The organism is Paenibacillus sp. FSL K6-2393, from assembly GCF_038002545.1.
Classification (GTDB): Bacteria; Bacillota; Bacilli; order Paenibacillales; family Paenibacillaceae; genus Paenibacillus.
Genome location: NZ_JBBOCU010000001.1, coordinates 3,227,535 through 3,248,315, shown reverse-complemented (window position 1 = coordinate 3,248,315; position 20,781 = coordinate 3,227,535). Strand labels below are relative to the sequence as shown.

At 44.3% G+C, this 20,781-nt stretch carries 17 protein-coding genes and 3 pseudogenes; 15 read left to right on the top strand and 5 right to left on the bottom strand.

The window, feature by feature from the left end; genetic code table 11:
• Positions 1-89: 89 nt before the first annotated feature.
• Both MHI14_RS14475 and MHI14_RS14470 read right to left on the bottom strand, forming a co-directional pair.
• A complete protein-coding gene (locus tag MHI14_RS14475; protein ID WP_341130599.1) occupies positions 90-674 on the bottom strand; it encodes a hypothetical protein in 585 nt (194 codons plus the stop codon).
• An 814-nt stretch (positions 675-1,488) separates the two neighbouring features.
• The gene (locus tag MHI14_RS14470; RefSeq protein ID WP_341130598.1) at positions 1,489-2,511 is read right to left on the bottom strand and encodes an MBL fold metallo-hydrolase; all 1,023 of its coding nucleotides are present in this window, start codon (positions 2,509-2,511) and stop codon (positions 1,489-1,491) included.
• A 164-nt stretch (positions 2,512-2,675) separates the two neighbouring features.
• Between MHI14_RS14470 and MHI14_RS14465 the strand changes: the two genes are divergently transcribed.
• The 5 genes and pseudogenes from MHI14_RS14465 to MHI14_RS14445 all read left to right on the top strand — a co-directional run bounded on the left by MHI14_RS14465 (position 2,676) and on the right by MHI14_RS14445 (position 7,709).
• Positions 2,676-3,686, top strand: coding sequence for a fumarylacetoacetate hydrolase family protein (locus MHI14_RS14465; protein WP_341130597.1), 1,011 nt, complete (start codon positions 2,676-2,678; stop codon positions 3,684-3,686).
• Positions 3,687-3,778: 92 nt separating this feature from the next.
• Positions 3,779-4,360, top strand: coding sequence for a TetR/AcrR family transcriptional regulator (locus MHI14_RS14460; RefSeq protein WP_091029755.1), 582 nt, complete (start codon positions 3,779-3,781; stop codon positions 4,358-4,360).
• Between the two features lie 29 nt (positions 4,361-4,389).
• Positions 4,390-4,667, top strand: a pseudogene (locus tag MHI14_RS14455) (alpha-N-arabinofuranosidase); the annotation flags it as partial.
• Positions 4,668-5,521: 854 nt separating this feature from the next.
• Positions 5,522-6,712 carry a glycine C-acetyltransferase gene (locus tag MHI14_RS14450; RefSeq protein WP_341130596.1) on the top strand — a complete coding sequence of 397 codons (1,191 nt, stop codon included), beginning with the start codon at positions 5,522-5,524 and terminating at the stop codon, positions 6,710-6,712.
• Between the two features lie 37 nt (positions 6,713-6,749).
• Entirely contained in the window at positions 6,750-7,709 is a 960-nt protein-coding gene (locus MHI14_RS14445; RefSeq protein ID WP_133385009.1) for an NAD-dependent epimerase/dehydratase family protein, read from the top strand.
• 337 nt (positions 7,710-8,046) lie between these two features.
• On the opposite strand, the gene MHI14_RS14440 is transcribed toward MHI14_RS14445, so the two are convergent.
• On the bottom strand, positions 8,047-10,485 hold the full coding sequence (locus MHI14_RS14440) for a tetratricopeptide repeat protein (protein WP_341131702.1): 2,439 nt from the start codon (positions 10,483-10,485) through the stop codon (positions 8,047-8,049).
• 226 nt (positions 10,486-10,711) lie between these two features.
• On the opposite strand from MHI14_RS14440, the gene MHI14_RS14435 reads away from it, so the two are divergent.
• The 4 genes and pseudogenes from MHI14_RS14435 (at position 10,712) to MHI14_RS14420 (ending at position 12,903) form a co-directional block, all read left to right on the top strand.
• Positions 10,712-11,095 (top strand): tautomerase family protein, encoded by a 384-nt coding sequence (locus MHI14_RS14435; RefSeq protein WP_133385012.1) that lies wholly within the window; start codon positions 10,712-10,714, stop codon positions 11,093-11,095.
• Positions 11,096-11,133: 38 nt separating this feature from the next.
• Complete coding sequence (locus tag MHI14_RS14430; RefSeq protein ID WP_133385013.1) at positions 11,134-11,769, top strand: FMN-dependent NADH-azoreductase; 636 nt, start codon at positions 11,134-11,136, stop codon at positions 11,767-11,769.
• Between the two features lie 149 nt (positions 11,770-11,918).
• Positions 11,919-12,140: pseudogene (locus MHI14_RS14425) on the top strand (MFS transporter); the annotation flags it as partial.
• 73 nt (positions 12,141-12,213) lie between these two features.
• Positions 12,214-12,903 (top strand): metal-dependent hydrolase, encoded by a 690-nt coding sequence (locus MHI14_RS14420; protein WP_341130595.1) that lies wholly within the window; start codon positions 12,214-12,216, stop codon positions 12,901-12,903.
• A 157-nt stretch (positions 12,904-13,060) separates the two neighbouring features.
• Here the strand turns inward: MHI14_RS14420 and MHI14_RS14415 are convergent, their stop codons facing one another.
• Positions 13,061-13,960 (bottom strand): LysR family transcriptional regulator, encoded by a 900-nt coding sequence (locus tag MHI14_RS14415; RefSeq protein ID WP_165980187.1) that lies wholly within the window; start codon positions 13,958-13,960, stop codon positions 13,061-13,063.
• Positions 13,961-14,132: 172 nt separating this feature from the next.
• Here MHI14_RS14415 and MHI14_RS14410 point away from each other — a divergent pair, with 172 nt between their 5' ends.
• Positions 14,133-14,612, top strand: a complete 480-nt coding sequence (locus MHI14_RS14410) for a GNAT family N-acetyltransferase (RefSeq protein WP_341130594.1) — start codon at positions 14,133-14,135, stop codon at positions 14,610-14,612.
• Positions 14,613-15,006: 394 nt separating this feature from the next.
• Positions 15,007-15,243, top strand: coding sequence for a sensor histidine kinase (locus MHI14_RS14405; protein ID WP_165980188.1), 237 nt, complete (start codon positions 15,007-15,009; stop codon positions 15,241-15,243).
• A 338-nt stretch (positions 15,244-15,581) separates the two neighbouring features.
• On the opposite strand, the pseudogene MHI14_RS14400 reads toward MHI14_RS14405, so the two are convergent.
• Positions 15,582-15,939 (bottom strand): annotated as a pseudogene (locus MHI14_RS14400) (sensor histidine kinase); the annotation flags it as partial.
• A gap of 84 nt (positions 15,940-16,023) precedes the next feature.
• On the opposite strand from MHI14_RS14400, the gene MHI14_RS14395 reads away from it, so the two are divergent.
• From MHI14_RS14395 to MHI14_RS14380, 4 genes are all read left to right on the top strand, one after another.
• Complete coding sequence (locus MHI14_RS14395; protein ID WP_341130593.1) at positions 16,024-16,413, top strand: hypothetical protein; 390 nt, start codon at positions 16,024-16,026, stop codon at positions 16,411-16,413.
• A 287-nt stretch (positions 16,414-16,700) separates the two neighbouring features.
• Positions 16,701-17,288 carry a hypothetical protein gene (locus MHI14_RS14390; RefSeq protein ID WP_341130592.1) on the top strand — a complete coding sequence of 196 codons (588 nt, stop codon included), beginning with the start codon at positions 16,701-16,703 and terminating at the stop codon, positions 17,286-17,288.
• A 958-nt stretch (positions 17,289-18,246) separates the two neighbouring features.
• The gene (locus MHI14_RS14385; RefSeq protein WP_341130591.1) at positions 18,247-20,223 is read left to right on the top strand and encodes a sigma-70 family RNA polymerase sigma factor; all 1,977 of its coding nucleotides are present in this window, start codon (positions 18,247-18,249) and stop codon (positions 20,221-20,223) included.
• A gap of 97 nt (positions 20,224-20,320) precedes the next feature.
• A complete protein-coding gene (locus MHI14_RS14380; protein WP_176872620.1) occupies positions 20,321-20,752 on the top strand; it encodes a hypothetical protein in 432 nt (143 codons plus the stop codon).
• The last annotated feature ends 29 nt before the right edge of the window (positions 20,753-20,781 follow it).

The following is a 20,781-nucleotide window of genomic DNA, read 5'->3' as shown; positions in this document are numbered from 1 at the left end:
AGTGATTGGAGTTATTGATTCTTCAAGCCTTCAGGTGTCGATCAGCTGGACGTAACTACAATCTGAGGTCACTGTCTCTGTTAAATAATTTAGCACCATATAACTTGAATATTTGATGCAGGGTAGGGAAGCGTTACAGTGCCAAACTGCTGCCAAGTTCCATCAGGTAGTTCCATCCATCCTTCGAGATAGTATCCATTCGGCTGCTGTAAAAGACGATTAAATTTGAACACAACTGGGATAAAAGCAAATACGTTACCTATAAGAAGATTGACCCATTTTCCTTCACAGCCCAAGAGACTTGATATTGGTACGGAGCGCAAAGGAGGGACATCCAGTGGATCATCTGGTTGCTGTCCGTTCGCTACCTGATCAGCATAGTGCTTTAGCTCGCCCTGATTATAGCTCTTTAATATGGTATCACGCTGTCTTATATCTGCTGGTACATCTGTAACCTCAATCGGAAGTGGGGGAACTAAAGCTGAAGAGTTGTCTGATTGCAATACAGGACAGCTTATTATTATGCTTCCTAACTCTTCATACTCAAACATTGGGGGACACTCTTCATTAAGCGGTATCACCTTACAATAAAAAGCTCCTGTTATCAGATACCTGTAAATGCATAGCTTGCAAAGGTTTGAAGAAGAGTTTACATTCGTTTGCTCAGTAATCATGGTTTACCTTCTTAGTTATGCAGTCCAGTTTATGTAATTTATTCTAATGGGTGTATGTCTAATAACTGATATTTTATTAGGCTAGGTCTACACAGCAAACAGAGTATCTGTAGGAATTTGTGGATTCGATCGATCATTGGACATAGAAACAGACCCATACCAATGTAGTGAATGAGCACATTTCGAACTTGGTAAGTGAATAGGGATTTATATGAAGAACAACGCCTACATTTTAGGTTACGCTCTTGGAGTTATAATTTTTAATCGTTACGTTAATTGTGTTTATCCTTCAAGTTCCCGACGTATTGAGTTTGAAGACATCAGTGCATCACTCATTCCCACAGTTGCAATACCGGTAGGTGTTCCATAGTACTCCTAATCCAGTAGTTTGAAATATGTGTTGCTGATCCTAAATCTGTCCGCTGATCATACGTAATTAGAATTTGATTTGCTGCACTCTGTTTTGCTTCCAAAAGAATTGGATGCGGTATCATCTGACGCTCATTCTGGAATTTAATCAATATTAAATGCCCCCTTAAGTAAACTTAGTCAACAGCCTTTACATTATATTAATGTTAAATTATTTATATACCATTGGGTGTCTTAGCATAAAAGCTAAAATGTACATAAATTCGATTGAATCTAATGAACTGTAATTATTGATAGATCTTTGTGTTATTAAATTATCGGAAAAGTAAGTCATAAGTCCAACTCCATTTTAATTCCGTGGAACAATTCAAAAAAACGGCCGCTGTTCGCATCGTTTGCGACAGGGCCGATTTTTGTTTTTCGTAGGCTAGCTTCAAATTGCTATTCATTCTTGCCAAACACTCATAGGGTCCCATGGCTTGATTTGATTACCATATTTTCCGGCCAAAAAAACTTTCATGTCTTCCAGTTTAGCAGGCACCTCGTTCCAAATTGGAAGGGGTGGTAACCCTCGTTTACTTTTCAATAGGATGTCCACTGTAACATACAAGCGTTCTGGCTGAATCCAATGAAGGAAGCGGGAAATATCAATTTGCTTGGTCAGGGACAAGGCATCAATTTCGTCATTGTAATGCTTGTTGAACTCGCTGATCAGGTTCAGGAGGTAGTCTCTCTGCTCCTTCACGAAGTCCAGGCCGCAAATAGCGCCATGTCCTGGAATAATGATTTCGGGTTTAATTTCATCAATAATGCGGTCAAGCACTTTAACCCAATTGAGGGTTCCCTCTTCGCTGTATGCCGTACACCCGTTAAACACGACATCGCCGGCGAACAGCACTTTTTCTTTTGGCATCCACAGCAGCAAGTCACTGTCAGAGTGGGCCGGAGCTACGTTGTAAATCATGACTTCCGTATCGCCAAGGCGGATGTTGATATCGTCCTTTATCTCAACATTCGGGAGCAACCATTCTACGCCTTCCAGGTCGAATCCTTCAAATTCCGCTGCAAAAAACCGCTCGCCCGAAGTAGAATCCGGAGAATCCTTTCCTCTTCTGATGACGCTGTCCATCCAGGCGATATTTTCGGTAAGACGCTCTCTGGACGCTTCCTTGTGCATAATAATGCAAGCATCTTCAAACACTTTGTTTCCCCAGGCATGGTCGCTATTATAGTGCGAGTTCACCACATATGCGGGAGAGCCGCCGTTGCTTACTTCCTTAAAAGCCTCCCGCATTTCCCGCGCATGGAACAAATCGAAAAACGTGTCATACACCAACCCCTCACCTTTGTTGATGAACCCGGCATTGGCCCAACTGATCCCGCGATACGGCGAAATACCAGCAAAGACGCCATGTGCAACTTCAAAAAATTTAACGCGAGGTTTTTGGATAATACGTCCATACTTCATAAAAATTCTCCTTTGCGTATATGTTTTTGGGTAAGTCATACTGACTATGTCCTCATTATAGAAAATGGAAAACAGAAATGCAAGCATGCACTTGCATGCATTAACTCCATACTGTATGCTACTAACAGAACAACATCACACTACATTGATGGAGGCGCTGCAACATGAAACTAATAACCTTTCAAACCAATACATCGCAAGAACCTTTTTTTGGGCTTGTAATTAACGAGAAATTTGTCGTGTCTTTTGCCGCAATTATGAAAAAGCAGGGAACATTCGTTGATAGTCTTGAAAGTATGGACAGCTATCTTCATTATTTGCCGGAAAGTTATGATGCCGCTAAGGAATTGATGCAATATGCTGTCGAACAGTTACACCAATTCAATGAAAATGAAATCAGCCCGATTGCAGCGGTAAACCTGCTACCGCCGGTTCCGAATCCGGCTGCGCTTATCGATTTCGGGCTGACGCCAAGACATCTGAGAAATGCTGGCGTAAATCTGCTGCAAAGAGAATATACAGGGCCGGAAAGAGAAGAGCTCACACGTAAAATTTCCGAAAAATTCCAGCAAGATTTGAATAAAGTAACTTTCAGTTATTATAAGTGTAATCATAATGCATTAATTGGCGATGGGGATACGATTCATTGGCCTTCGTACTCTTCCTACCTGGATATCGAGCCGGAGCTGGCCTTTGTTACAGGAAAGGAGAACTGCATTGCAGGTTATGTTATTTTTAACGACAGTACTGTCCGCGATGTGCAGTGGCCGGATTTCCAGGCGATGACCGGACCGACGCGCTGCAAAGATTTCGATCGTAGCAAAGGAATAGGACCATTTCTGGTAACGCCGGATGAAATCGACAACCCGCTGGCATTGGATGTGGATGTACGCATCGGGGAGAGACTGCACTGGAAGGGAAGCACATCCGAGTATTCTGCACACCCTGCAAAAGTGATGGAGGAGGTTCTCAAAGTTTTCACGCCACTCCCTGGCACGATTATAGGAATGGGGACGATACCGGATTGCTGCGCAATCGAGACCGAAGAATGGCTGTTGCCCTCTGACCGAATCCAGATTACATTTGATAAATTAGGCACGCTCACGCAATTGGTGCCTGATCATGTCAAGATTACGGAACCAAGCCGCTGGGAAAGAAGAAGCGATTTACCTTAAATAAACGTTTATCAAAATGATGAACTCTGAATCTGCTTCATCTGCAAAACTTGTAGTAGAATAGGGTTAACATATGCAAAAGGAGAAATACAATGCAAACTTCAGACAGAATCATTGAAGCCGCGACACGGCTCATCAAAAAGAATGGCTATCGGGGAGTAAGCACCAAAACCATTGCAACGGAAGCTAAAGTCAATGAATCTACGATTTTCCGGCAATTCGGAAGTAAGCAAGGCATATTGGAAGCCATCATTGAAAGACATTCGGATATCCCGCAATTTGAGAAGCTGTTAAAAGAGGACGCGACCGACAATCCGGAAGTCGATCTGCTGAATGTAAGTCAGCAGTATCGATTGTTTTTTCATAAAAATGCGGACATCATTTTGATTGGCATCCGCGACAAAGGAATGTTTCCCGAATTGGACAGAGTGCTGTCCGATCCGCCGGTGAAGCTGCACTCCTTGCTGGTTGAATATTTTGAACGCCTGCAGAAGAAAAAAGTTATAGCCAGACAGGATGAGCGCCTTGCCGCCATGTCTTTTCTCTCGATGTGCTACGGATTTCAGATGAGCGAGCTGATTCACCGGCAATATCAGTCCCAACTCGTCACCGAGGAAGATTTTTACAAGCACAGTGTCTCATTGTTTGTAAAAGGAATTTTGTCTCAGTCATAAGCTTTGTTGATTTATTTAAATACGCCAAGTACCTGTCCTACTCTACAGGAACCACGCATAAGCTCGTATATGCGATCGGCAAGAACCCGATGGGACCATTCACGTTCAAGGGCGAGATTCTCTCTCCGGTTATCGGCTGGACAACCCACCACTCCATTGTGCAAGTTGAAGACAAGTGGTATCTGTTCTATCACGACAGCTCCCTGTCGGAAGGCGCAACCATAAGCGCTGCGTTAAATATTCCGAGCTGAAATACAACGAAGACGGAACGATCCAGAAGATCAATCCTTATCCAGGTGCCGAGTAGCTGGCGGGTTAGCCGTAACAGATAAGATTACAAGATAAGGCATAACATGAGACAGCTCCTGAAGGGGCTGCTTTTTTGATAGGAGGATCAATTGTGTCACTCAAACGTAAATTGGATCAACATAATTTTTTATTTAAAGAGGACCATTAAACATAAGAGATCACTTAGAATATTTTGCAGCCCAAATCGTTAGTCATCAAATGAGAAGTGAAGGGGGATTGATAAGAACGCATTATTCTGGATATTAGAAAAGATTGTAGCTCAATTTAGCGCAACCTTTTTTTTATTGATTGAGAATTGCAGGAGAAAGAAGTGTATAAGTAAGTGTACCTCAATGGAACGTAATTGAACAAATAAGAGATAACAGTTTCCAAAACATAGCAATAAAATATTTATGAAAAAATTCTTTATCAAGCTCAATTGAGTTTTATCATCTAGAAGAAAGTGTCGAGGGACAAGAACATATTCCCATTGAAGTCGCTATTTTAGCAGCTTTTTAATTTTATCGGTACAAGTTCGTGTCCCGAGCCGAAGACAAGAACTTGTACCGATTACCGTATTGGACAAGAACCTGTTCCTATTACCGATTAGTCGTGTATCTAATCGGCATGGTATCGCAAACTACCGAGCAGCAAAATATATAAGCAAAGATTTAGTAGCGATTGCTTCCGAGAATGGGGGAAGCAATCGGTATGTTTTTTTTGCGGATTTTTTTATTTTTTGTCCGCCACATGTGTACAAAAAAATAAAAAGATGATACATTAAAATCAATCTAACCCTTTTTATAACAGGTTTTTCCCAGATAATTATATGTCTCCTGTACAAGGACATGCGTATGTTGAGGAGGGAATGGAATGTCAAGTCAAGCATTGGACCAATTTTTAAAATCGAACATCGAAGATCTAAAAACTAAAGGTCTATATAACGTCATCGATACGCTGCAGGGTGCAAATGGTCCTGTTATTCGTATCGACGGAAAATCCCTAATCAATTTGTCTTCCAATAACTATTTGGGACTGGCAACAGATTACCGCCTGATTGATGCTTCAGTTAAGGCGTCGCAGACATACGGGGCAGGCGCAGGGGCTGTGAGAACAATTAATGGTACGATGGATCTTCATATTGAGCTTGAAGAAAAACTGGCCCGTTTCAAAAAAACGGAAGCCGTTATCGTGTATCAATCGGGATTTAACTGCAATATGGCTGCTATATCCGCGGTAATGGACCAGCATGATGCGATTTTATCAGATGAGCTGAACCACGCTTCGATTATTGATGGCTGCCGCCTGTCGAGAGCCAAGGTGATTCGCTTTAAGCATTCGGATATGAATGATTTAAGACAGCAGGCGAAAGATGCCAAGGAATCCGGTCAGTACCATAAAATTATGGTCATCACCGACGGGGTTTTCTCCATGGATGGTGATATAGCAAAGCTGCCCGAAATCGTGAAAATAGCAGAAGAATTCGATCTGATTACTTATGTGGATGATGCCCACGGTTCGGGAGTTCTCGGAGCAGGTGCGGGAACCGTGAAGCATTTTGGATTGTCCAACCGCATTGACTTTCAAATTGGTACTCTTTCCAAGGCGATTGGCGTTGTCGGCGGATATGTGGCGGGTAAAAAACAACTGATCGAATGGTTGAAGCTGAGAAGCCGTCCGTTTCTGTTCTCGACATCTCTACCACCGGCTGCAATCGCTTCTTGCAGCGCTTCTGTCGACATTTTGATGAATGACAAAGAGCTGATCGAGAAGCTGTGGGAGAACGGCAATGATTTGAAAAATGGCTTGAGCCGGCTTGGATATGATGTAGGCCAAAGCGAAACGCCGATCACACCTTGCATCATTGGCGATGAGGTAACCACCCAACAGTTCAGCAAACGGCTTTATGAAGAAGGCGTTTACGCCAAGGCAATCCTGTTTCCGACGGTTCCGAAAGGAACTGGAAGAATACGCAACATGCCAACAGCTGCCCATACCAAGGAGATGCTCGACCAAGTGATCTACGTGTATGAGAAAGTTGGCAAGGACATGAAGCTGATTTAGCTGCATTCGCGGGAGTACATTTCGGGAGGAATGTCTTATGAACAAGATTTTGGTGACCGGAGCACTAGGCCAAATCGGTTCTGAGTTAGTTGTTAAATTACGTGAAATTTATGGTGCGGATCACGTCGTTGCTACGGATCTCAGGTCATCAGCCCACGAAATTACCCGATCTGGGCCATTCGAGCTGCTGGATGTGACGAATGATAAGGCGATGTTCGAAATTGCCAAGAGGTACGACGTTGATACCGTCATCCATCTGGCTGCGCTGCTGTCGGCTACCGCAGAGGAGAAACCGCTGCTTGCCTGGAATTTGAATATGGGCGGATTGATGAATGCACTTGAAATATCCAGGGAACTCGGCTGCCAATTTTTCACTCCAAGCTCCATTGGATCTTTTGGTCCTTTGACTCCGAAAGACAATACCCCTCAGGATACGATCCAGAGGCCAAATACGATGTACGGCGTGAACAAAGTGTCCGGCGAACTGCTTTGTGATTATTATTTTCACAAATATGGCCTGGATACTAGGGGGCTGCGATTCCCGGGTTTGATATCTTATATGACGCCTCCCGGCGGAGGAACGACGGATTACGCCGTGGAAATTTATTACGCAGCCGTGACGGCTGGCCGATATACATCTTATATCGCCAAGGACTCAAACATGGACATGATGTATATGCCGGATGCCCTGAACGCTATCATCGATTTGATGGAAGCGGATTCATCCCGGTTGATACACCGAAATTCATTTAATGTCACCGCAATGAGCGTGGATCCGGAGGCGATCGCTGCAGCGATTCGGGATGAGCTTCCCGGCTTTATCCTCGATTATGACGTTGATCCGAAGAGACAGGCGATTGCCGATAGCTGGCCGCATTCCATTGATGCAACGGCAGCGAAAACAGAATGGGGATTTCATACTTGCTACGACCTGAAGGCCATGACGAAGGATATGCTTTCACAGCTAAGCGAGAGACAAATGCTTCGCAAGGCTTAAAGTTATTATGAATTCGCTGTGCAAAGCGAGTAGATATACAAAAGAAGCTGCATCAAGAGGTTTGGCGTTACACGGACCTTTTGTTGCAGCTTCTATTTTCATCCTCCAGCCCAGACACTGATTTAATCTATACCCTGGGAAAAAACAGACTCAAAGAAGAGCTTAAACTCAACAAAAAGCCGACAGGCAAAAAGTCAGTGATTTACTCCTTTGCCTTAACCCTAGGTAATCTGGATTATCGCCAGGAACAGGATGGCTCCGTTTCCTTGATTAACCCACCTACTGGCGATAATCATTGATAAACCATAAACAGTCGTCACTTATTATTGCTTATCGCCTAAATTTCCAGTGAATACGCAAGCACCTGTGATCGTGTCATTGATGTGCCTTTACTCCACAATTCCTGCAATTCCTGCTCAGAAAAAACATGCTGAAGATCAAAAATGACCTCTTCATGCTCTGCGGGAAAATTGGGCATGTCCTCCCCGCCAGAGTTTTGGCGGCCTTTCTCAGCAGCTCCGAGAAGGATTGCAGCTTCGGTGAAGGCTTTTTTAGCACACAACGCAATGGCTAATCCTTCAATACCGCGCGATAGAATCCAAGAACCTCTGTAGATCTGGCTTGCGGCGATGCATTTTTTGAAATATTCAATAGAAGCCGCAATCTGCTCAAGCTTCAGGGCGGAATACCCCAGACTTTCGTACGGACCGGATACTTCCCATTGATCCTGGACGGCTTCGAAGAAATGTACACTCTCATTCAGGAGCTTAGACGCTTCAAGATAATTATTCTGCCCTAATCGGAGCTTCCCGTAAGCATGCAATGAGGAAGCTAAATTCCACAAATCGCCCGTGGTTCTGGCAATATTAACGCTCATCTGTACCAATGGCTCGGCTTCCCCAAGGCGTTTCTGTTTGATGTGAAGAAACGCGAGCAGCCGAAGGGAGGAGGCAAGGAGAGAGCTTTCTCCCAAATCGCGAGCGAGTTCAACGCTTCTGATCGCCGAATTCATGGCACCTTCAACATCTCCACGGATAAATTGAATGACACCACTTCCATGTAAGGCCTTTGCGGAATCGGTGCCAGGCTGTCCTTCGTGTGTTTCGTTATCCAGAAAGCGATCCAGCCAGAACATTCCTTCCTTCAGCCTGCCTTCGTGCAGCCAAAACCAATAGAGGTTCGAGACCATGTGAAGCCCGAATGAATGGGCATGCGGATTGGAGTATGACCATTCCAGGGCAGAACGAAGATTCGCATATTCCCGCCGTACTTCATCAATACACGCTTCGCGTTCACGAGTCCTGAACTTGGGCTCCGCACGGACCAAACATTGACTGTAATAACGAACATGGCGTTCAGAAAGCTGGTGGCTCTTATGTTTGTCAGTTTCGTTCTGCAGCTTCTCGCCTGCGTATTCCTTGATAGCTTCCAGTATGAAATAGCGGATGAAGCGGTAATCCTTGCTGATCTCAATAGATACGAGAGACTTGTTGACCAGGCCGGATAACAGGTCGAGCACGTCTTCGCGGGCGATGCGATCTTGCTGCTCTGACATTCCAGGCTCACAGATACAGATCTCTTCCACCGCCTCCAAAGTAAACCCTCCCGCAAATACGCTAAGCCGCCTCAACAGCAGACGTTCCTTGCCGGTCAGCAATTCATAACTCCAATTTATTGTGGATTTGAGCGTTTGCTGCCGGGTCGCAGCCGTTCGTTTGCCTGCTGTCAGCAAAGTCAACAGATTTCCCAGACGTTCCTTGATTTGTTCCAGTGTCAGCATGTTCATTCGGGCAACCGCTAACTCAATGGCTAACGGGATTCCCTCCAGCTTCTTGCAAATAGCGCCAACAAGCCTAAGATTGGGCAACGTGGGCTGAAACTGGGGCGCAGTACTATGCGCCCGCTCCAAAAACAGCTGCACAGATTCAAAGGCTATAATCTCCTGTTCAGGTATTTCCTCTAGTAAATGCTCATCCGCAGGAAAAGATAACGGAGGAAGCCGGTAGACAAGTTCCCCCGGGATATTGAGAGGTTCCCGGCTAGTGGCGAGGATTGTCAGTCCCGGCGCGAATGCAAGAAGTGATTCAACCAAAGATGCGCTTGCGTCAATGACATGTTCGCAGTTATCAAAAATAAAGAGCATTTTCTGGTCGGACAAGGCCTCCAGTATCGTTTGAAGGTCGGTCCGGTGTGCTTGGTTCTGCAGTCTTAGTGTGGACATGAGCAACTGATCCAAGTCTTGCGGTTCTTTGATAGAGCCGAACTCAAACATCCATATCCCTTGCGGGTACGTTCCCCCAAGCGTTGAAGCCACCTGAACAGCAAGAGACGTCTTGCCTATTCCCCCGGGACCCACGACAGAGACCAAAGAGTGAATATCCAGCCGTTCCTCCAAGTCAGCCATGGCCAGACTTCGTCCAACGAAGAGTGTAGGGAGCTTTGGCAGTTGTTGTGTTGCCGCGATTGAAGCACGCGGTGTGATAATTGTTGGTTTCGGTGTTATCCCTTCCAGAGTAACCAATGTGTCGAACCAGGCAGCGTCGAAATCCGGAAACTCCCGCGAGGTCGCTGATCGCGCTTCCGAGAAGCGCTTTACAGTATCCCAGAGATCCTCCGCCTCTTGACGCGGATCCGCTTCCAAGAGAAGTCCTTCTTCGCAAAACGCTTGGATCATTCCTTTGAGACTACCCACACTTGGGAGCCGGTCTCCATTCTCCCATTGCTGCACGGTTCGCGGATCAACGCCGATCCGCCGTGCCAAGTCCACTTGCCGCATCCGCTTGGATAAGCCGTGCCTGGCAGGTCTTGAACGAATTTTTTTGATCCATTCATGAGGCCAATCTTTTGACAATTTCCCGTCTTCCATCCTATCACCTGAATTCCATAGTTTCCGCTGCTTCACACGAACAAACCCGAACTCATGTACATTCGTGTTCTGGATTCTAACAGATATAATTAGCCATATCAACAACAACAGTAACAATAACAAGGAGGTAACATACATGCCATTGACTCGCATTACCACATTGAAAGGTCGCTCCAGCGAAGAGAAAGCCCTTATTGGCGAGGTCGTCTTGCAGACGATTGTAGACAAGCTGCACGTCCCCCAGAACGATCGCTTTCTGATTACAGAAGAACTTGACCGCGAGAATTTAAGCTTTGATCCGAATTGCCTGGATATTGATAGAAGTGACGGTTTTCTAATCGTTCAGATCACTCTAAATGCCGGCCGGTCAGCCGAAGTGAAGAAAGAGTTCTATGATGCTTTAGCCGAGCAGCTGCATCAGCAGTGCAACATTAGAGTGGAGGATGTGTTCATCAATCTGGTTGAGGTCACCAAAGAAAACTGGTCTTACGGTAACGGCATCGCTCCGTTCATCGTGTAATACACAAACTATACTTATTTAGAGGGGAAGTTTTAATTATGTCAACTTTACTTTATATTACTGCCCATCCCGGCAACCTTCAGGCATCTTACAGCCTTTCCGTCGGAGAGCAATTCGTACAAGCTTACAAAGAGAGTAATCCGGGAGATGAAGTAGTCCATGTAGACTTGTATCAACGCGACATTCCCCACATTGACGTTGACGTATGGGAAGCATGGGGAACCCTTCAGAATGGTGGTTCGTTCGATCAATTAGCTGCCGCACAACAACAAAAATTGACTCAGTTGAATACATTACTTGATGAATTCGTTGCTGCAGACAAGTATGTGTTCGTAACACCGATGTGGAACTTCTCCTACCCTCCGGTAATGAAGGCATACATTGATTCCTTCTGCGTCAGAGCTAAAACCTTCAAATACACAGAGAACGGTCCCGTTGGCCTGCTTGAAAACAAAAAAGCCTTCCATATCCAAGCTACCGGCGGAATTTACTCGGAAGGACCTGTGGCGGATCGGGAGAACAGCAGCCGTCATTTGAAAACCGTCCTGAACTTCGTAGGCATTACCGACTTCGATAATCTGTTTATAGAAGGCGTATCCACTGCAGGAGATCGCGCTCCACAAATCAAAGCGGATGCGATTGAGAAAGCACGCATAGCCGCCAAAAACTTTTAAGACTACATTTAGCTAACACACTGAATATGCTTCACAACATTCTGCCCATCCATAGCTTCCGAAATACGAGCATTGGATGGGCGCTCATGGAAGTGTTCATGTGCTTTCGTATCGAAGGCATATTTGGTGAATTCAAGGAGGGATAGAGCATGACCCAGCTTCAGCCACAAGCAGGGCTGAAGGCAGGTAAAAGAGCAGGGGCGGCGCTCATATTGGGTGCCTTGGCTTCGCTCGCCCCGTTCTCCCTGGACATGTATTTGCCCGCGCTGCCGGCACTAGCCAGCGATTTGCAGACATCACCTTCTATGGCCCAGATTAGCTTGACTGCATGTATGTTGGGACTCTCGTTCGGGCAATTGGCAGCCGGACCGCCGCAGTTATTTGTTACCTCACGTTAATCCGAAGAAACCCGACATCAGCAATTCGATCAAAGGGGGAATAAAAATGAAAGTATCCTATCATGGACATTCTGTTGTGAAAATCGAAACAAACGGCACTACCATCCTGATTGATCCCTTTATTACAGGCAACGCAAGTACCGATCTGGACGCGGCCAGTATACAAGCAGACGTAATCCTGTTGACCCACGGTCACGGGGATCATGTAGGAGATACGGTAGACATCGCGAAACGAAACAACGCATTGGTCGTTGCCTCGGCAGAGCTGGCAGATGTGCTCGGATGGGAAGGGGTAAGAACCCATGCCATGAGTATTGGCGGGGCGTACACCTTCGACTTTGGAAAAGTGAAGCTGACTCAGGCTTTCCATAGCTCTAGTTATATTAACTCGGAGACCCGAACCATCATCTACACGGGAATGCCTACCGGAATTCTGTTCACAGCCGAAGGGAAAACGATATACCATGCAGGTGACACGGGCCTTTTCTACGACATGAAAGTGATTGGGGAACGCAACGACATTGATCTGGCTTTTATCCCGATTGGAGACAACCATACGATGGGACCGGAAGACGCCGCCGTAGCCACAGATTGGCTTCAAGCCAAACAAGTTGTGCCGATCCACTTCAACACGTTCCCGTTCATTCAACAAGACCCGCAGTACTTCGCCTCGCTCCTTAAGGAAGGAGTAGGGGTCGTCCTTAAACCTGGAGAAACCATCAACTTATCATCCTGAACATCAATAAGACATCGGAAGAAAGAAATGTACAGCCATCACCCTGTATGCTTTGGAAAATGGCTGCAGGATTTCTTCCTTTTGTGTTAATTCGAGAGGTTACATCGCATTATAAAATTAAGATACCAGTTCATCTTCATCTTGCCTTAAAAATAATTTACTCACATGACCAGTCTCTTGTGTGTTTCAATGTTATATCGATAAACTTTGATAGCGCGGGGGAGACCCACTTGTTTTTATGATAAACCATTTGGGCTGAGATCGGTTTATGATCACCTTCGCAAGGAATAACTTTTAATCTTCCATCCTTGATTTCATTATTTACAGTTATTAATGGTAAACAAGCAATACCCAGCCCACTCATTACGCAACGTTTTATCGCCTCAATACTCCAAAGTTCCATCGTGTTGGAAAGTACGATTCCTCTTTCTCGAAGATATCCTTCAAACATGGTTCGATAACTGCATTCTTTCTCATTCGTGATCAGACACTCGTTTAACTTTTGGTTTTCATAGCTTTGATCTAAAACATTCAGCGGGTTGTCATGACTTCCAACAAGGACAATAGGCTCGTCCATTAAAGAATGTACGATGAAATCTGAATCCTGAAACGTTGGCATCATAAGAAATGCAATATCTGCACTTCCATGAAGTATTGCTCTCTTGTTATCTCCGCAAGTAGCGTTACTTAAAATGATGCTCACATGGGGGAACTTATTTCTATATTCTCTTAATATAGGTTCAAGTCGATAAACCGTTAAAGATTCAGGAGCCGCAATCCTTAACTCGCCTCTTATATCATCACCATCATTTGTAATGCTTTCGATTTTCTCGTAAGTATCCAGAATTTCTTGAGTATAGTGCAATAATTTCTTGCCTATATCAGTCAATCTTACCTTTCGACCCATTCGATCAAATAGAGATGCACCCAAATGTTCTTCAAGTGCTTGAATATGAGAAGTGACAGTGGATTGAGTGTAACCTAAATGTTCTGCTGCTTGTGTAAAGCTGCCCAATTGAATAACTTTTCTAAATGTAATAAAATGACGTATTTCCATCAGTTCACCAACTTTCCATGCAATCTCACTCTATAGTATCAAAAAAATCAATGGATAACTTCTATAAATTCAATTTTACTAATCATTAGTTTCGGGTTAATCTTAAGGAAATTTGGCAAATACGGTCACTATAATAGCATTCATTTAATAAAACGGTTGGGGGAGTTAATAAATGATTACAGTTTACAATGATAGATATAAAGAAGAAGTCATTAAATTAATATTGCATGTACAGAATGTCGAATATGAAGTGGGTATAAGTGTTAAAGAACAACCAGACATTCTAGACATTCATTCAAATTATATAAATGATGGCGGTAATTTTTGGATAGCCTTAAATGATAACGGAGAGGTCGTAGGTTCAATTGGTTTGCAAAAGAAAAATAACGAGGTTGCTGTATTAAAGAAATTTTTTGTTTATAAAGACTACCGAGGCAAAGAATTTGGAATAGGAAAAAAGCTTTATGAAGTTCTGCTTGATTTTGCTAAGGAACAAGGTTTGTCAAAGATCATTTTAGATACCCCATCTAAAGCCACTCGGTCTCACAGTTTCTATAAAAAGGTTGGATTTAAAGAGATTGACAAAGAGGATTTGCCAATTAAATATGATTATCCTGACCGCAATTCAATCATATTTCTATTAGAACTATAACAAAAGGAAGAAGGTCTCATTTTTATGGAATAGTTAAATGGAGGGTCTGTCTTTGAAGAATAAGATTATATTGTTTTGTTTACTAAGCACTGTATTACTCGGAGTAATGAATTTGTTTTATTTTTTTATTAGCGACTGTGATTACAAAAGGATTCATGTCGAACAATATAAATACAGCAAAATGGTACTAATACTGAGTGAAACTGAAGGAATTTTCCGATAAATTGGTAAATGGCAGGTTAGTTAATCAACTTTCCAACATAACCTTTTATATTATTCCTTTGAAATAATATTGAACAATGGTAGGAGATAACGCATGATGGGCAGAATCGATGATTCGATTCAAACGATTTGAGAGATCGAACAACTCAAACGTAAAGCGGAGCTGGGGCCTTTGCGTCAGCATTTTCTATATAATACGCTGGTGCTGATCTCATGGAATGCACGAAAGGAGAAGGCCCAGGAGACTGAACGAATCTCCAAATTGTCCGCACGTTATTATCGGCTAGCTCTGGACAAAGGTGAGACCTATAATGCATTGGATAAGGAAGTGGAGCTGCTTCATCATTACCTGAGTATCGAATGCTCCCGCTTCGTGATTCAACTAGATTATGACATCCTATCTTTTTAACATTAACTGAGTTTCATACAAAAAAAACAGAATATATCGCCCACAATGTAGAAAGAGTATGGAACCCTTTAATTCAATAATTGAACAGAAAATAAAAAAAGAATTGGGAGAATTATTTCATTCTCTATTATTAAAACAACAACATAATATGAGTTCGGAAGATTTGAAAATTGTTTCAACTATTTTTAGTTGGGGAATTTATGGAGCATCTGTGGATTGGAAAATAATAGTTCTCTTTCAGCAGAACAATATATAAAAAAGGGATTACCTTTTATAGTGTCGGAAAGAATAATTTTAAAGGATAATTAATACCCTCTTTTAATTTTTCACATGCAAAATTACCTCCTACTCGAATCTTTCACGGATGGAATCCATCCCGACAAGAGCGCTCCGCCGAGGTTACTGTTGTCGGCCACAAGTTCGCCCCCATGCCGCCGGATGATGCGTTCGGATATGGTCATGCCCAGACCCGCTGCCACCAGTCAAGCGGTTCCGGGACATCTCTCCTCGAAATAAAGGTTCGAATACCCTATCTATTTCATTCTCTGCAAATCCTGGACCGGTATCGCGGATTGCAAACCTAACTTGGTCGGTTACGCTGCTGCAATCTATTTTAATTTCTCCGAAATCAGGCGTGTATCTGACGGCATTATCCAACAAGTTGCTGATTGCACGTTCTAGCAGATGAGCATCTCCGCCGTGCCCGGTATGGATGGGATTGAACTGTTGAGAAATGCCCGGTCTAACGAGATGATAAGCCGGTTTGTTATGCTTAATTGTATGAATGAGTTCAAATATGCCCAGCAGGCGCTTGAGTACGGGGCGAGCGGATATATTCTCAAGTTATCCATGAGTATGCAATCCATGCAGGATATCCTTGCTAAGGTCGCCAAAGAACTGACTGTTGCTAACGAGCAGAGACAGCAGGTACTTTCGCAAAAATTCAACGTGTTCTATAAACAGATCCACGATCGGATTAAGGCGGACAGACTGGAAGAGGAGGCTCTGAAGCAGAATATGATTGAGGCTATACTAGGGATGTGGACCGGTTCCTATACGTCAAGCAGCGTAACTTCTTTATTCTTCTGGTTTCCCAGTGAGCCTGCGCTTGATTTGGAGAAGCTTCGTCTCTCCTGCCGGGGAAAGGCAGACCTATACAAGCAGCAGTAAATGTAAATAGAAGTGGCAAAATAGTAAGGAGGTAAGGGCTCTAATGCCTTTACCTCCATTTTAGCTTTTGTCAAAATACAATGCGTCTGATAAAGCGATTGCCCAAATTGTTGCTGAGAACCTGCCTGAATGACCCAACACCTTACGTATTTTGGAGCAAAGGTTATGAGGGCGCGTCGTAAGGAAGCTGTCGAGGTTATCCTTCAGGATACGACCAGTATGTTATAATAGCATTATTTATATAGTAACGTAGACAAGACAAACAGGAGTTTAGCGGAGGGGATATAGTGGGAACGTCGACTAGTGAAGGTTTGACCCAACAGTTGATAGAACATTTAAATGGGTTGGATTTTATTACCCGAATAGATGTAATTGGAAGTCGTGTTGAACAAACCTCAGACGCTTACTCGGATGTAGATTTATTGCTAACAATTAAAGATGTTACTCCAGATATCGCATTGTTCGAAGTGACCGAAAGTGTAAAAGCGAAGTTCCAACCGGTGTGGTATGATTTTGCAAACAGCCTGATGCCTGATAAATTTTTAGTATCAACATTTATTGGAGGAGACAATCCCTTCGCATTTTATGATGTCAGTATCCTAAACAGTGATAAGAATTTGGTCTATGACAAAACACAGTTTGAAAATGACCCATGGATTCATTTGATGAAGCTCTGGGTGATGAATTTCAAGTATATGCTGCGTGATGCACCACAGTTTGAAAAACGATTTGCAACAATGATGGAAAAAGCGAACATCTCCCACTATTCCGATTATAGAACAGGTTTTTATCAATTGTTGTTAAAACTAAAAGATAAGAAGACTATTAAGAGTGGTTATTTAAATATGCTTGAGGAGGTATTTAGAAACAGCTGATAACGTTCACTTGACCGGAATTTCCGGTGGTGTCCAACTCAGCATTTTCCCTTCTTAAGTGCGAATTCAATTAACCTGACCGTGTAATGCCCGTTGCCAGTCAACAACTTTAATTTTGACTAAATTATAATCGCTGGGTTTACTTCTATAGGAATGGGTCGTACACTGTACGTTGTACACAGTGCTAATACAACCTTGATACTATAAACTTGAACCCACACTTAGAAGGCTTATTCCACTTGTTGAAGATGGAATGAGCCCTTTTTGCGTGCAAAAAATCTAAGGAGATGAACAGACAATGGCAAAACGTGAACAGGAAGAAAAACGGTGCATTCAATTGCCCAGGCTCAAGCAGATTATGAGCAGTTGATGGAGGAAATAAGGGGCTACTGCCAGCAGGTAAAGCAATTAAGGGAGCAGAGGAACGAGTGCAGGTAAACAGAGCGTCTTTTAGCTTACGAGATAGCGAAGCTGGCAGAACTGGAAGGGGAACGGAGTTGAATAAAAAGCTACCTAGCGAACTTGAACCAACGGCAAAACACCTTAGGCGTAAATATGGCACAAAGAAGCCCAACTACGGAGTATCGTTATGCTAGAATTGATCAAATAGAATCCGTCGAGGGACAAGAATTTGTACCGATTGCCGGAATGGGCAAGAACATCGTCCGATTGCCGATTAGATGTATACCTAAACAAAGAAAATATACCAATGAAAACATACACTTGGATATGCAATTGCAGTGAGAGGGTGGCATATTCCGCATCGAAATACTATATTAGTGCCTTTACAGAAGGTCTTGCCGTTGAACACTGCTAAAGAAATGGCTGGATTCATGGTGGATCTCTATGAACATGATAACGTGTCGTAGAAATTTGATCGGTCAGTTCCAGAATAATGTTACATTAATTAAATCCAAACCCCCGAGTTAGCTGTCTATATAACAGGAGGTGAACGACAATGATCGATGCACAGCAACAAATCAACGCCGCACAAAACGGAGATCACGATGCCTTCGTTTCTCTTATAAAGGATCGAACGGATAAGCTGCACCGAGTGGCTCGCCATTATGTACGGGAGTCCAAAGATGCGGAGGATATCGTTCAGGATGCCCTGGTTAAGGCTTATGAGTCACTGCAAACGCTGCAGCAAGCCGAAGCGTTTGAGAGCTGGCTTACCAGAATCGTGGTGAACCGGGCGCTCAATCATTTGGAGAAATCCAAGCGTGTTCACCTGAGCGAAGACCCGCAGGCGCAAGAGCCATTAGTCGTTAATGATATCGATCAAACCCTGGATCTGGAGCGTGCATTGGCCAGTCTGAATCCGAAGCTGCGTCAGCTCCTGTTCTTAAAATATAAGAAGGACCTGACCCAGCAGCAAATCGCCCATCTCCTGGATATGCCATTAGGTACTGTAAAAACACAATTACGGAAGGGGCTGGAACATTTGCGCAACGAAATGGCTCAAGATTTTCTCGAACGAGACCTGGATACATTACGCCTGCAGTTAAGACAACAAGCAGAGCACCAGTTTGCCGTTTCACCGGATTATGATCTGATCGTCAATGACTATCAAGAAAACACCATGAGGGGAACAGGGAAGGGAGAAGCGGGCTTCTTATGGGTTAAAACGGGGAGTGATGACGCCGTTTCTGCCACGCTCTCCAGGGACGGCAACTTGCTAGACTATGCCATTTCCTGGGCCTCATTGGACAACGAGACACGGCTATCTGAGGAGGAGCTCAAACAGCAGGCAGAGCAATTCCTGGAAGATCATTATCCCGGCGCACTGCGTGATTTTCCGTATTGTGAGATGGAGTGGATGGAAGGGATGTTTGGGTACACACGACAGCAGAAGGCGATGGGGCTGCCGCTTCCTGAGACGGGATGCCTGATTATGGTTCACCCCAGCGGTCGCGTGGTCGGATTTAGGTACTACGGAACCGTTCCAGGGCCAGCACTCCCAACCATGATCACACCAGAAGAGGAACAGATGGCGTGTATAAAGGCGAATTTTTTGCTACATGTGGAATATTGCGTATTGGACAAAGCCGTGTACACGGATGGTGACGATCAGGTCCATCTTGTTTACGCCCCCCGAAGTAGAGGACTAATCTATACTGCATCATCACAGGAGGAAGTTCCGACAGCCTATAGGGCAGAAGCTGTCCCCTCTGACCCAAGAACTCTGGACGAGTGGCCAGGTGAGTTCCCGCCCGCACGAAGCCTAGAAAAGTGGATTGGCGTAGACAACGACCAATTTCAGTTAGTACAAGACGACAATATTGGCTCGAACACCAAGTTGATGGTGTGGAAGCAACAGAATGAAGAGCGTCCAGCCAAGAATGACTGGTCTTGGAAGGCCTATTGGGCTGATCAGATGGAGGGAGCGGTCAAGGCGCGAGTAGACAGCCAAACCGGACAACTGATTGACTTTGTTTCGCATGGTAAGCCAGATCAACTAGCTCCATTAACCTGGGATCGAGACGCATGTATAAAAGTAGCTATGGACTATGTCCGAGGACTAGCAGCCGAAATGTTGCCGTATCTCAAGCTTCTAACTGAAGAGACCGACGACGAAGATCGTTTGGAAATCATTCGCTTTGGTGTATATGTTCAAGACGTATCTGTCAGGGATGAATGCTATCAACTAGCTGTTGACCGCTCTAATGGGAGGGTCAAAAGTTTGATGTCCCCCTCCATAAGGCCAGAACAGTTAAAGAAGCTGGAGACCGTGCGTTCATTTGATTCCCAGACAGCCATCCTCCGATGGACGGCACAGGCCAAGCTGCGTCTGCAATGGGAACGGATGCACAATGCTAGGGCGGTAGAGGCGAAGTACGAACTAGTGTATCGAATGATTGGTAGCGAGCACGAGCGGACGCCCGAAGTGCTTGATGCGCATACGGGGAAGTTATACGAAAATACTTTTTACTGACAAACAGAAACATCTAGCCCGAAACTAAGGGCTGGAAGGCATTCAAAAGCCTGCGGACGTAGAACAGCATTGGAAGGAAGTTGGTGTCCATTCCAGAATGCCCATCGATGGTTCCTTATGGAAGGACGATCCCATCCTTTCTTCCTATCCACCGTCCCGTGTATACAAGGTCATCGAGCGAGATCATGCAGGAAGAGCGATGGAGTTTTTGAGAAAGCCAGAGAAGCGGCCTTTGCGTTCAACCGTAATATTGCGCGGGGACAGCATGCTGCGAAAGTATTTGTTTTTGGCGTTGCTCCAGCTTGCGCGTCACCAACCGGACTTCAAGCGCTGGTATAAGCAGAATGTGAAAAAGGGGGATGGGCAAGATGCAATCTATGTTAAACTTATTGGACAGCTAGCTCGTATTCTCATTGGTATGGTTCAGCATGGAGAAACGTATCGCAGCCTAACCAGAGCACGCAGCAATAACAAAATAACAAAAACCGCACACATAGAGGTGAGTTCTCTGAAGCAAAAGTCGCTCTAAAAATACGGTGATAATCAATAAACCCTGAT